Annotated in this window: 12 protein-coding genes; 4 read left to right on the top strand and 8 right to left on the bottom strand. The window is 67.1% G+C overall.

Annotated elements, in window-relative coordinates; translation table 11 throughout:
• Window positions 1–20: 20 nt before the first annotated feature.
• The 4 genes from AC3IMC_RS19365 to AC3IMC_RS19350 form a co-directional block, all read right to left on the bottom strand.
• Window positions 21–266, bottom strand: a complete 246-nt coding sequence (locus AC3IMC_RS19365; RefSeq protein ID WP_490920443.1) for a hypothetical protein — start codon at window positions 264–266, stop codon at window positions 21–23.
• A 162-nt stretch (window positions 267–428) separates the two neighbouring features.
• The gene (hutH, locus tag AC3IMC_RS19360; RefSeq protein ID WP_490920441.1) at window positions 429–2,021 is read right to left on the bottom strand and encodes a histidine ammonia-lyase; all 1,593 of its coding nucleotides are present in this window, start codon (window positions 2,019–2,021) and stop codon (window positions 429–431) included.
• A gap of 3 nt (window positions 2,022–2,024) precedes the next feature.
• A complete protein-coding gene (gene hutU, locus AC3IMC_RS19355) occupies window positions 2,025–3,722 on the bottom strand; it encodes a urocanate hydratase (RefSeq protein WP_490920439.1) in 1,698 nt (565 codons plus the stop codon).
• 128 nt (window positions 3,723–3,850) lie between these two features.
• Window positions 3,851–4,708 (bottom strand): IclR family transcriptional regulator, encoded by an 858-nt coding sequence (locus AC3IMC_RS19350; RefSeq protein ID WP_490920437.1) that lies wholly within the window; start codon window positions 4,706–4,708, stop codon window positions 3,851–3,853.
• Between the two features lie 340 nt (window positions 4,709–5,048).
• Between AC3IMC_RS19350 and AC3IMC_RS19345 the strand changes: the two genes are divergently transcribed.
• The gene (locus tag AC3IMC_RS19345; protein ID WP_490920435.1) at window positions 5,049–6,530 is read left to right on the top strand and encodes an amino acid permease; all 1,482 of its coding nucleotides are present in this window, start codon (window positions 5,049–5,051) and stop codon (window positions 6,528–6,530) included.
• 75 nt (window positions 6,531–6,605) lie between these two features.
• On the opposite strand, the gene AC3IMC_RS19340 is transcribed toward AC3IMC_RS19345, so the two are convergent.
• Window positions 6,606–7,469 carry an SDR family oxidoreductase gene (locus AC3IMC_RS19340; protein WP_490920433.1) on the bottom strand — a complete coding sequence of 288 codons (864 nt, stop codon included), beginning with the start codon at window positions 7,467–7,469 and terminating at the stop codon, window positions 6,606–6,608.
• 122 nt (window positions 7,470–7,591) lie between these two features.
• Between AC3IMC_RS19340 and AC3IMC_RS19335 the strand changes: the two genes are divergently transcribed.
• Window positions 7,592–7,984: a winged helix-turn-helix transcriptional regulator gene (locus tag AC3IMC_RS19335; protein WP_490920431.1), complete on the top strand. Its 393-nt coding sequence runs from the start codon at window positions 7,592–7,594 to the stop codon at window positions 7,982–7,984.
• Between the two features lie 169 nt (window positions 7,985–8,153).
• Window positions 8,154–8,417, top strand: a complete 264-nt coding sequence (locus tag AC3IMC_RS19330) for a hypothetical protein (RefSeq protein ID WP_490920429.1) — start codon at window positions 8,154–8,156, stop codon at window positions 8,415–8,417.
• An 11-nt stretch (window positions 8,418–8,428) separates the two neighbouring features.
• Here the strand turns inward: AC3IMC_RS19330 and AC3IMC_RS19325 are convergent, their stop codons facing one another.
• Window positions 8,429–9,178, bottom strand: a complete 750-nt coding sequence (locus AC3IMC_RS19325; RefSeq protein ID WP_490920428.1) for a 3-hydroxybutyrate dehydrogenase — start codon at window positions 9,176–9,178, stop codon at window positions 8,429–8,431.
• A 55-nt stretch (window positions 9,179–9,233) separates the two neighbouring features.
• Entirely contained in the window at window positions 9,234–10,610 is a 1,377-nt protein-coding gene (locus AC3IMC_RS19320; RefSeq protein WP_454483746.1) for an MFS transporter, read from the bottom strand.
• A gap of 127 nt (window positions 10,611–10,737) precedes the next feature.
• Here AC3IMC_RS19320 and AC3IMC_RS19315 point away from each other — a divergent pair, with 127 nt between their 5' ends.
• Complete coding sequence (locus AC3IMC_RS19315; protein ID WP_490920426.1) at window positions 10,738–11,655, top strand: LysR family transcriptional regulator; 918 nt, start codon at window positions 10,738–10,740, stop codon at window positions 11,653–11,655.
• A gap of 28 nt (window positions 11,656–11,683) precedes the next feature.
• Here AC3IMC_RS19315 and AC3IMC_RS19310 read toward each other — a convergent pair whose 3' ends face one another.
• Entirely contained in the window at window positions 11,684–12,610 is a 927-nt protein-coding gene (locus AC3IMC_RS19310) for a spermidine synthase (protein ID WP_490920424.1), read from the bottom strand.
• Window position 12,611 lies beyond the last annotated feature (1 nt).

Genomic DNA, 12,611 nt, shown 5'->3' with positions numbered 1-12,611 from the left:
CGTTGGTGCTGGTGGGACCGCTAGCCGCGGCGGACCTGCACGCCGTCGGACTTCAGGAAGAGCTCCTTGTCCGCCGCTCCTGATGGTCCGGCCGGCACAAGCCACAGGACGTTGCCGCTCTGCGACACCTCTTCCACTTCCCCGGCTGCCACCACATGCGCATGCTTGATGATCTCGACACGGTCCCCGGCCTGGAGGGATTTCCAGTCGGACACCGTAGCGGAATGGGCATTGCGCCTCGACAGGACCGCCCCACGTGCTTTCATTTGAACTTCTACCCCTTTGTATCGTTCTGCCGCCACAGCTTCGTTGATGTGACTTTCACTACATCTTCAGTTCTACTACACTCTCTGCGCCGCGGCGGGCCGCGGCGCAGGAAATTCCACTCCTTGGACCGGACTGAAGCAGCAGCTGAAGATCCTTCGGCGTCAGGCGAGACTGCCGACGGCGGATTCAGCGGCCGCGCACACCTCGCCTGAGGCGACCAGGCGGTCCGCCGCTTCCAGTTCGGGCGAAAGGAACCGGTCGGTTCCCGGCCCGTCGACGACCTTCCGCAGCACTTCCACCACAGCGGTGCCGGCCGGTCCCGGAGCCAGCTTCCCGCCGGAAAGCTGGCCCCGGATGTCCAGGGCCCGTGCCGCCGTCACCAGTTCGATGGCCAGGACGCGGCGCAGGTTCTCCACTGCCTTGCGCAGCTTCCGTGCAGCGTGCCACCCCATGGACACGTGGTCCTCCTGCATGGCCGAGCTGGGGATGGAATCCACGGATGCCGGTACGGCCAGCCGCTTGTTGTCCGAGACCAGCCCCGCCTGGGTGTACTGGGCGATCATCAGGCCCGAGTCCACGCCGGGATCGGCCGCGAGGAACGCGGGCAGCCCATGGGAACGTGCCGGGTCCAGCATCCTGTCCGTGCGGCGTTCGGCAATGGAGCTAAGGTCCGCGACGGCGATGGCCAAGTAGTCCAGGACGTACGCCACGGGAGCGCCGTGGAAGTTGCCGTTGGAGCTGACGCGCCCGTCCGGCAGGACCACGGGGTTGTCGATGGCCGCCGCCAGCTCGCGGGTGGCCACCAGTTCGGCATGGTCGACGGTGTCGCGGACGGCTCCGGCCACCTGCGGGGCGCAGCGCAGCGAGTAGGCGTCCTGGACCCGGGAGTCCCCCACCTTGTGGGAAGCCACGATCGGTGAATCCGAGAGCACGCGGAGCATGTTGTCCGCGCTGGCTGCCTGGCCCGGGTGCGGGCGCAGGGCCGCGTGCAGTTCCGGCAGGAACACCTGGTCGGTGCCCAGCAGGGCCTCGACGCTGAGCGCGGCGGTGATGTCCGCCGTCGTCAGCAGCCGGCGGAGGTCCGCGATGGCCATCAGGAGCATGCCCAGCATGCCCTCCGTGCCGTTGACCAGCGCCAGCCCTTCCTTCTCCGCCAGGATGACCGGCTCTATGCCGTGCTCCGCCAGCAGCTCAGCGACGGGCCGCTCTCCGCGCCCGCCGTACGTCACGCCGTCGGGCCCTTCCGCCTCACCCTCACCCATGAGCACCAGGGCGCAGTGCGACAGCGGGGCGAGGTCGCCGGAGCAGCCCAGCGAGCCGAACTCGCGGACCACGGGGGTGATGCCCGCATTGAGGACGTCCACCATGGTCTGCAGGACCACCGGACGCACGCCGGTGCGGCCGGAAGCCAGGGTCTTGGCGCGAAGGAACATGATTCCGCGGACCACCTCGCGCTCCACGGCCGGACCCATGCCGGCAGCGTGGCTGCGGATCAGGGACTTCTGCAGCTGTGTGCGAAGGTCGTTGGGGATGTGGCGGTTGGCCAGCGCGCCGAATCCGGTGGAGATGCCGTAGGCGGGGATGTCGCTGGAGGCGAGGTCGTCGATGTGGGCGCGGACCGTGGCGACGGTTTCCAGGGCTTCGGGCGCGATGGACACCTTGGCATTGTGACGCGCGACGGCGAGCACATCCTCGGGCGTGACGCCTGCGGGACCAAGGGTGACGGTCAGCGGTTCGTGGGTAATCGTGGTCATCTTTTACTTGCTCTCATTCATGGGGATGCGGACGCCGCGTTCCTTGGCGACGTCCAGGGCCCGTTCGTAGCCGGCGTCGGCGTGGCGGATGACGCCCATGCCGGGGTCGTTGGTGAGGAGGCGTTCCAGCTTCTGGGCGGCGAGGTCGGTACCGTCGGCGACGGAGACCTGGCCGGCGTGGATGGAGCGGCCGATGCCGACGCCGCCGCCGTGGTGCAGGGATACCCAGGTGGCGCCGGAGGCGGTGTTGAGCAGGGCGTTCAGCAGCGGCCAGTCGGCGATGGCGTCCGAGCCGTCAGCCATGGCCTCGGTTTCGCGGTACGGGGAGGCCACGGAGCCGGAGTCCAGGTGGTCGCGGCCGATCACGATGGGGGCCTTGACCTTGCCGTCCTTGACGAGCTGGTTGAAGAGCAGGCCGGCCTTGTGGCGTTCGCCGTAGCCGAGCCAGCAGATGCGCGCCGGCAGGCCTTCGAATTCGACCCGCTCCTGGGCGGCGTCGATCCAGCGGTGCAGGTGCGCGTTGTCCGGGAAGAGCTCCTTGATGGCTTCGTCGGTGACACGGATGTCTTCCGGGTCGCCGGACAGGGCAACCCAGCGGAACGGGCCAAGCCCTTCGCAGAAGAGCGGGCGGATGTACGCCGGGACGAAGCCGGGGAACTCGAAGGCGCGCTCGTAGCCGCCCTTGCGGGCCTCGTCGCGGATGGAGTTGCCGTAGTCGAAGACCTCGGCACCGGCGTCCTGGAATTCCACCATGGCCTGGACGTGCCGGGCCATCGATGCCTGGGCCTTCTTGGTGAAGCCTTCAGGATCGGCCTCGGCTTCGCGGTGCCACTCGTTAACGGAGATGCCTTCGGGCAGGTAGCTCAGCGGATCGTGTGCGGAGGTCTGGTCGGTGACGATGTCCACGGTGAGTTCACCTGCCTTGTGGCGCCGCAGGATCTCCGGGAAGACCTCTGCGGCGTTGCCGACGTAACCCACGGACCAGCCGCGGCGCTCTTCCTTGGCCTTGAGCACCTTGGCGATGGCGGCGTCGAGATCCGTTTCCACCTCGTCCAGGTACCGCTTGCCGGCGCGGCGGCGCAGGCGCGTTTCGTCGACGTCGACGATCAGGCAGGCGCCGTCGTTCAGGGTGACGGCGAGCGGCTGGGCACCGCCCATGCCGCCGCAGCCGCCGGTCAGCGTCAGGGTGCCGGCGAGGGTGCCGTTCTCGTCTCCTGAGAGCTTGCGGGCGATCGCCGCGAAGGTTTCGAAGGTGCCCTGCAGGATGCCCTGGGTGCCGATGTAGATCCAGGAGCCGGCGGTCATCTGGCCGTACATCATCAGGCCCTCGGCCTCGAGGCGGCGGAATTCGGGCCAGGTGGCCCAGTCGCCCACGAGGTTGGAGTTGGCCAGCAGCACGCGCGGTGCCCACTCGTTGGTGCGGAAGACGCCCACCGGCTTGCCGGACTGGACCAGGAGGGTCTCGTCCTTCTCCATGGTTTCCAGGGTGCGCGTGATGGCGTCGAACGCGGCCCAGGAGCGGACGGCGCGGCCCGTGCCGCCGTAGACCACCAAGTCATCCGGGCGTTCGGCGACCTCTGGGTCCAGGTTGTTCATCAGCATGCGCAGCGGTGCCTCGGTCTGCCAGGACTTGGCGGTGAGATCAGTGCCGCGGGCTGCTTTGACCGGGCGGGCACCGGTGGTGAAATCGGCGGGTGCCATGATGGCTCCTTCTCGTGGTTTTGTCTGGTGGAGGAAAGAAGTTCTGTATCAACTAAAGCCCGTTGGAGGATGGCTTCACAGGGGATTTGCCGGCCTGCTGTCCGGGATTGCAGACAAGCGGACCGGTCCTATTTGCCGGGGCGGCCGTGGAGTCTGAGGGATAGTTCGTCGGCTACTTTCTGGACCCTCGCGGCGAGCGCGGGCCATTGGTCCGCGGGCATCTTGTCCTCGAGGAATGTGACGGCAACGGCGGCCGTCGGCCAGCCCAGGTGGTCCGTGACCGCGGCGGCAATGGACCCGAATCCGGGTGTCACTTCCCCGTGTTCGGTGGCATAGCCGCGCTGCCGCACCTGGTCCAGGTGGGAGGACAGGGACGAGTACTTCATGATGGCGCCCTCCACCTCGTGCCGGGCCGTGAAGGCCGCGGCGTTCGGATACAGGGCGCGGACCTGGGATTTGGGCAGCGCCGCCAGGATGGCCCGTCCGCTGGCGGTGAGGTGGCTGGGAAGGCGGACGCCGACGTCGGTCACCAGCGACGGGCGGTTCTTGGCCCGCTCCTCGACAATGTAGAGCACGTCCCGTCCGTGCAGTACGGCCAGGTGTGCGCTCTCCCCAATGGCATCCACGAGGCTGGCCAGCAGCGGCCGGCCCAGGCGGGACAGCGGCTCCTGCCGTGAGTACGCGGAGCTGAGCTCAAAGGCGCTGATCCCGAGCCCGTAGCGCTGCTCCTCGTGGAGGTGGAGGACGAAGCCGTTGGCCTCCATCACCCCCAGCAGGTGGTAGACGCTGGAACGCGGCAGGCCCAGGCTCGACGCGATCTGGGAAGCCGCCATCGGACCGCGCCGCGAAGCAAGCAGCTTGAGGATGCGCAGGGTGTTCTCCGCGGCCGGAACCTTCGAGGACGCCCTGGCCGCAGCGCGGGGTGCCTTTGTTTCGGTTCCGCGCGTTTCGGTGCCTCGTGTTTCGGCGCTTAGTGCAGTGCTCATGGGCTGGAAGGGTCCTTCTGGGTAGCTGTGTCCGGTATCCCGTACTTAAGCTTGCGCCCTCCATAGCGGTTTAAGCTGGCCACCACGGCGGCCTGCTATCTGGGATACCAGACTCTTTCCCCGCAAGGACGGCCCTTGCTGGCCAGGCGGCCCATGCTTCACTCAACCTCGCGCAAGATGGCATCTAACGGCAATGTTCCACGCCTGGACTGCCGCCAAGTGCCACCTCGCGGGCAGTCTGGAACCGAAGACACCAACCGCGCGTGAGCCTCATCACGGCAGTGCGGAAAATGGTCTGCTGGTTAGCGGCTCCCCTCCCCAAAGACGAGAAGGTAACTCCATGCAACCCACCCCAACCCGGACCGAAAGCGAGGCCGGAACGCAAACGCTGCCGGCCGCCGTCGGAAGCGTCCTGAACCGCGGCCTGAACGTCCGGCACATCCGCTTCATGGCCCTCGGCTCCGCGATCGGCACCGGCCTCTTCTACGGCTCCGTGTCTGCCATCCAAAAGGCAGGCCCCGCCGTACTGCTGGCTTACATTATTGGCGGCGCCGCCGTCTTCATGGTGATGCGGGCCCTCGGCGAAATGGCAGTCAGGCACCCCGTGTCAGGCTCCTTCAGCCAGTACGCGAGCCGGTACCTCGGCCCCCTGGCCGGCTTCATGACCGGCTGGACCTACGTCTTCGAAATGGCCATCGTGGCCATCGCGGACGTGACGGCGTTCAGCATCTACATGGGCTTCTGGTTCCCGCAGGTGGACCGCTGGATCTGGATCCTCGCCGTCATCTGCTTCCTGGCCGCCCTGAACCTCCTCAGCGTCAAGGTCTTCGGAGAACTGGAATTCTGGTTCTCGCTGATCAAGGTCGCCGCCATCATCGCGATGATCGCCGGCGGCGCTGCCATTATTGTGTTCGGCTTCCAGGCTGCCGATTCCACCGTGGCGCCGGGGCTTGGCAACCTGGTGGACCACGGCGGCCTGTTCCCGAACGGTTTCGAAGGCCTCCTGGCATCCTTTGCGGTGGTGATGTTCGCCTTCGGCGGGATTGAGACCCTCGGCATTACGGCCGGCGAAGCGGCAGATCCCAAGAAGGTCATCCCCAAGGCGGTGAACACCGTCCCCATCCGCGTGCTGCTGTTCTACGTCCTGACGCTGGGTGTTCTCATGAGCCTCTTCCCCTGGGACGAGGTGGGCAGCAACGGCAGCCCGTTCGTGCAGATCTTCAGCGGCCTGGGCATCCCGGCCGCCCCGCACATCCTCAACGCCGTGGTGATCACGGCGGCACTCTCGGCCATCAACAGCGACATCTTCGGCGCAGGACGCATCCTCTTCGGGCTCTCCAAACAGGGCCACGCGCCGCTTGCTTTCGGCAAGGTGTCCCGGCACGGCGTCCCCTGGATGACCGTTGTCATGATGGCGGGGATCCTGCTGGTGGGCGTGGTCCTCAACGCCGTCATTCCCGAGGATGTATTCCTGCTGATCGCCTCGATCGCCACTTTCGCCACCGCCTGGGTCTGGGTGATGATCCTGGCCTCGCACGTTGCCATGAAGCGGGAAATCGCGCGGAAGGGCCTGGCGGCGTCGGAATTCCCCTCACCCTGGTGGCCGGCTGCCTCCGTCCTCACCATCGCGTTCATGGCGCTGGTGATCGCCGTCCTGGGCGCCTTCGAGGACACACGGATCGCGCTGTACGTGGGCGCGGCCTGGCTGGGGCTGCTGGTGCTGGCGTACCGGCTGTGGATCAAAGGTGACGGACGACGGCGGGCCCACCTTGAGGACGAAACATCACCGCTGCCTGTGGTCCGGGCAGGCGGGAGCAGCTAGGCGGCAAAGGAGCCCCTGCGCGCACCAAAGGTGCCCGGCCCAGGAACAGGCCGGGCACCGTCTGGTTCTACAGGGCTACGCCGACGCTGCGGCGGACCTGACAGCTTCGGCAAGGGACGTCGTCGGGCGGCCGATCAGCCTGCGCAGGTCTCCGCTGCTGACCAGCAGATCGCCCCGGGCGATGCCCAGGTCTGAATCGGCAAGGATTTCCGCGAACCCTTCGGGAACCCCCACTGAGGTGAGCAGGCCGGCGTAGTCTTCAGCGGGCAGGTCGTTGTAGCTGACGGCTTTCCCGGTTACGGCGCTGATCTGCGCGGCGAGGTCCGCCATGCTGAAGGCTTCGTCGCCGCCGAGTTCGTAGACCTTGCCGGCCTGGCCGTCGGCGACGAGCACCGCGGCGGCGGCGTGGGCGTAGTCCACCCGCGCGGCACCGCTGACCCTGCCGTTGCCGGCGCTTCCTGCCACGGCTCCCTGCGCCAGGGTTCCCGGAAGCTGTTCGGTGTAGTTCTCCAGGTACCAGCCGTTGCGCAGCAGCACGAAGGGGACGCCCGATTCCCGCAGCAGGGCCTCGGTGGCCTTGTGCTCGTCGGCAAGCTTCATCCCGGTCGTGTCGGCGTTGGCGATGCTGGTGTAGGCGAGCAGTTCAACCCCTTCCGCCTTGGCAGCGTCGATCACGGTGCGGTGCTGTTCGACACGCTGGCCCACTTCGCTGCCTGAGATCAGCAGCACCCGCTTGGCGCCCTTCAGCGCGGCCTGCACGGAACCGGCATCGTCGTAGTCCATGGCCTGTGTCCGCAGTCCGCGCGCGGCGAAGCCTTCGAGCTTTTCAGCCGACCGCCCGGCAGCGACAATGTCCTGGGCGGAAACGCCCCGTTCCAGCAGTGCTTCAAGGACGTGGCCGCCGAGCTGTCCGGTGGCGCCTGTAACAACGATGGTCATGATGGTTCCTTTTCTTTCGGTATCGCTCTTTCAGGGGTTACAACTGGCGGCACCAGCGGATACTTCCCGAAAGAGAGTACGCACCTTAAAGTAAGGTACTGACGAAAAGGTAAGCTTGGGGCATGCAAGCAGCCCCGCACCCCGCTCCCCTCCCTCTGGGTTTTGCCGACGGCGTGTTCCCGGCCGGGTGCCCCAGCCGCACCGTGCTGGACCACATCACCAGCAAGTGGGGTGTCCTGGTCCTGGTTGCACTGTCCGAGGGCGAGCAACGGTGGAGCGATCTGCGGCGCCGGGCCGAGGGCATCAGCGAAAAGATGCTGGCCCAGACGCTGAAGACCCTTGAGCGCGACGGCCTGGTACGCAGGACGGCCCAGCCGGTCATCCCGCCGCGCGTGGATTACAGCCTGACGGAGCGGGGCTACGAATTGAGCGCGCTCCTGGTGCCCCTGGTGGCCTGGGCCTTCCACAACGCCGGGGACATCCTGGGCGGACAGGGCTCCGCGCCGGGCAGGTAGTGGCCCTCCGCAAAATCGGGTACCTGTTACTGGTGTGACTGGTGTGAATAGCGCCTAGCGTAGGCGTACGGTGGCGGCCGGAATGGGAGGACCATCCTCCGCTGGGAGCGTTCGGCCAGCCAGCACCGTTAGCAGGCGGCGTACTGCCCGCCGCGAGGAGTTGGTTCCCATGGTCAAGGAGTACGTACAGGACCTGTCCGGAATGGGACGTCCGGTCAGCCTCGGCTCTTTCCTGGCGCGGATTGGCGGGCGGGCAGCGCGCGCCCTGGGCCCCCGCTGCCCCTACCGGGTCGGGGACACCGTCACGGCAGACGACCCCTTCAGCGGCAGGCGCGAAGGGGTCGTCGTATGGCAGGACCGCCGGTCAGTGGGGGTGAAGACTTCCTACGGGGTCTTCTTTTTCGACCACCGGCTGGTCAAGCCCCTGGACTAAGCCGGAGGGTTTCAACGGGCGGACCAGCCGCCGTCCATCGTGTAGCTGGCGCCCGTGACCATGCCGGCGCTGTCGGAGGCCAGCCAGCCCACGAGGGACGCCACCTCCGCCGGCTCAACCAGGCGCTTGATGGCGGCCTCGGTGAGCATCACCTTGGCCAGCACTTCGGACTCGGGGATGCCGTGCACCTGCGCCTGGTCCGCGATCTGGCTTTCCACCAGCGGCGTGCGCACATACCCAGGGTTGACGCAGTTCGAGGTGACTCCGTGCGGACCGCCCTCCAACGCCGTCACCTTGCTCAGCCCCTCCAGTCCGTGCTTGGCCGAGACGTAGGCGCTCTTGAACGGGGAGGCCCGGATGCCGTGCACCGACGACAGGTTGATGATCCGGCCGAACTTGTTGGCGTACATGTGCGGCAGCGCCGCGCGGACCAGCAGGAACGGCGCCTCCAGCATCAGAGTGATGAGGCGGCGGAAGTCCGCGGGGTCGAACTCCTCGATGGGGCTGATGCGCTGGATCCCGGCATTGTTCACCAGGATGTCGCAGTCCAGGCTCAGGGTGGCCAGCGAGTCCACGTCCAGCAGGTCGACGGTCCACGCGGTGCCGCCCACCTCGTCGGCGAGGGCCGCAGCGGCGGCGGAGTCGACGTCGGCCACCACCACCTTTGCACCCCGCGCGGCGAGCTCGCGGACGCAGGCCGCGCCGATCCCGCTGGCCCCGCCTGTGACCAGCGCCTTGCGTCCGTTCAACGTGTTTTCCATTGCAAATCTCCTTTGTAGCCGAATTGTCCAGAACGTCCGGTGTCCAGTGGCAACGTCAGCGGCTGGCGGTGAGCAGCCCTTCGCGGGCGGCGTCTTCCTTGTCCACGTCCTCCAGGGCGATGCCCTTGGTTTCCTTCAGGCTCAGCACCGCTGCGGCGGTGATGGCGCAGGCAACCACCAGGTAGATGGCGGTGGGGACCCAGGAACCGGTGTCCTTGAGCCACTGCGTGGCAAGCAGGGGCGCCAGCGAACCGGCGAAGATTGACGTCACCTGCGAGCCGAGGGATGCGCCGGAGTACCGCATCCGGGTGGGGAACATTTCGGCCATGATGGCCGGCTGACCGGCGTACATAAGCCCGTGCAGGCACAGGCCGATCGTCACCGCGAGGACAATGACCACCGGGTTGCGGGTATCAAACATCGGGAAGGCAAAGAAGGGCCAGGTGGCGCCGGCAATTGCGCCGGCGAGGTACACCGGCTTGCGGCCGATCCGGTCGGCCAGCCGCCCGTACTGCGGAATGATCGCGAAGTGGATGACGTGCGCAATCAGCAGCGCGAGCAGCAGCGACGAGGTGTCGTACTTGTGCACGCTCTTGAGGTAGACAATCGCGAAGCTGACCACCAGGTAGTACATGATGTTTTCGGCGAACCGCAGGCCCATGGCCTGGAAGATGCCCTTGGGGTACTTGCGGAGCACCTCGAACACGCCGTAGCTGACGGCCTGTTCCTTCTCCACCAGCTCCTTGGCCTCGAGGAAGATGGGCGACTCGCTGACATTGGTGCGGATGTAGTAGCCCACGAAGACGATCACGGCGGAGAGCCAGAAGGCAACGCGCCAGCCCCAGCCCAGGAAGGCCTCACTGCTGAGGGTGGTGGACATGATGTACAGCACCAGGGTGGCCAGCAGGTTGCCCACCGGGACGGCGGCCTGCGGCCAGCTGGACCAGAAGGCGCGCGTCTTGTTCGGGCTGTGCTCGGCCACCAGGAGGACCGCGCCGCCCCATTCGCCGCCCAGGGCGAAGCCCTGGATGAACCGCAGCACCACCAGCAGGGCGGGGGCAAGGTATCCGATGTCGGCGAAGCCGGGGAGGCAGCCCATCAGGAACGTGGAAACACCAATAATGATGATGGTGAGCTGCAGGGTGGGCTTGCGGCCCAGCTTGTCGCCGATCTGGCCGAAGACAATGCCGCCCAGGGGCCTGGCAATGAAGCCCACGGCGTAGGTCAGGAACGCCTGGATGATCCCGTCCAGCTCATTGCCGGTGGACGGGAAGAAGTACTTGCCAAAGACCAGGGTGGCGGCGGTGGCGTAGAGGAAGAACTCGTACCACTCCACCACAGTGCCCACCATGGAGGCGGCAACAATCTTCTTCAGTCCTGATCCTTTGGGTGCATGCCCGGCCTCGTTGGCCTGGCGTTGCTCAACGCTCATGGTTCTCCTCAGTGTCCACATTGACACGTGCTGTGATCTCCAGCACACGTGACTCAGATGAGTATTGCTGCACAATCCCTGCTCTTCAATGACCAAAGAGGCAGTCGGTGTGTGCACAATTGCAGATATGAAAGCGAACCCAGATGACCTGCTGGTCCTTCTCGCGGTATCCCGCTCTGCCAAATTCACGACGGCGGCCCAGGCCCTGGGCTTGAACCACACCACGGTCTCGCGCCGGATCGCCGCCCTCGAGAAGTCGCTCGGCGGACGGGTCCTCGCCCGGGCGGCCGGCGGCTGGGAACTGACGGAACTCGGCGAGCGGGCAGTGCACGCGGCAGAGCAGGTGGAGGCGGTGCTGGGCACGCTGGGACCGTCGGGCCAGGCACCGGACCCGATCACCGGCGTCGTGCGCATGACGGCGACGGACGGCTTTAGCGCCTACATCGCCGCACCGGCGGTGGCACGGCTGCGTCGGAAGCACCCCGGCCTGAGCGTGGAGGTGGTGACCATGACCAGGCGCGCCCTGCAGCAGCGCTCCGGCCTGGACATCGAGGTGGTGGTGGGCGTGCCGCAGGTGCACCGGGCCGAGGCTATCCGGCTGGGCGAATACCGGCTGGGAATGTACGCGTCCAGGGAGTACCTGGCCGAGTACGGAACCCCCGCCTCCGTCGCCGAGCTTAGCAGCCATCCGCTGGTCTACTTCGTGGATTCCATGCTGCAGGTGGACGACCTCGACGCGCCGCGGCGGCTGGTTCCCGCCATGCGCGAGGGGCTGACGTCCACCAATGTGTTCGTCCACGTGGAGGCCACCCGCGCCGGCGCCGGGGTGGGGTTCCTGCCGTGCTTCATGGCCGACCTCCACGACGACCTGGTCCGGGTGCTGCCGGACGACATTGGCGAACTCCTCCCCTACTGGCTGGTCCTCCGCCCGGACTCGCTGCGCCGCCCAGCCGTGGCCGCCGTCGTCAGAGCCCTGCAGGAACGGATGGCCGAACACCGCGATGTGCTCCTGGGCAAGGGCAACACATCATCCATTGCTGAGTAGCTGCCGTTAAGGGCGCTGAAAACGGCAATTACTCAGCAGTCGATGGGGGTGGGACGGGGTCGTGGCGGACTGGCGTGCCGGCGGCGAATGCACGGACCTGCGCATCGTCCCAGAGGTGCGCCGGGACGGCCCCGCCCAGGAGGCGGCGGCGCAGCTGCGGGTCATCGCCGAACGGCTCATCGCTGCCGGCCATCACCATGTTCCCGTAGCGCCGGCCCTTCAGCATGGCGGGGTCGGCGATGATCACGGTGTGCTTGAAGGCAGCCGCAATCGTGGCCGCATCCTCTCGGGCATTCTTCAGGTCGGGGGCATCGCCGGAATTGACCACGTACAGGCCGCCGGGCGCGAGGACCTGCTTCGCCTGGTCCGTGAATTCCACGGTGGTCAGGGGCCGCGGGGTATGGGCACCGGCAAAGACGTCCCGGATGATGAAGTCCCGGGTCTGCGCGGTCAAGGTCTCGGTGACAGCGCGGGCCTCCCCCACGCGGATCCGGAGCAGCGGTGCCTTGGGCAGGTCGAACCAGCCGCGCACGTACTCGGCGAGCTTCCCGTCCAGTTCCACCACCACCTGCCGCGCATCCGGGTAGGCGGCGGCGAAGTAGCGGGCCATGGAGCAGGCGCCCCCGCCCAGGTGCAGGCCGCGCAGCTTGTGGGGGGAAGAGCCCGCGGGCGGCCAGCGGGACTCGACCAAGGCAGCCATCCAGCGCATGTACTCGAAATCCAGGAACAGGGGGTCGGCGAGGTCGATGTGGGAGCTCATCACGCCGTTGATCTTCAGCAGCCAGCCCGTGCTGTTGTCCTGGTCCGCGATCAGCTCGCAGTCACCGGTGTCGATGGCGTAGACGCCCTCCACCGGCCCGGTGGCCGCAGCACCGCGGGATCCAGGCCCTGTGTGCGCGTCCACCGCGGCCGCTGTTGGCCGGCCCCGGCCTCCTGACTTTCCGCGTTTGCCCATT

Source organism: Arthrobacter sp. E70 (genome assembly GCF_058266945.1).
This window is presented reverse-complemented; position numbering and strand designations above follow the sequence as displayed.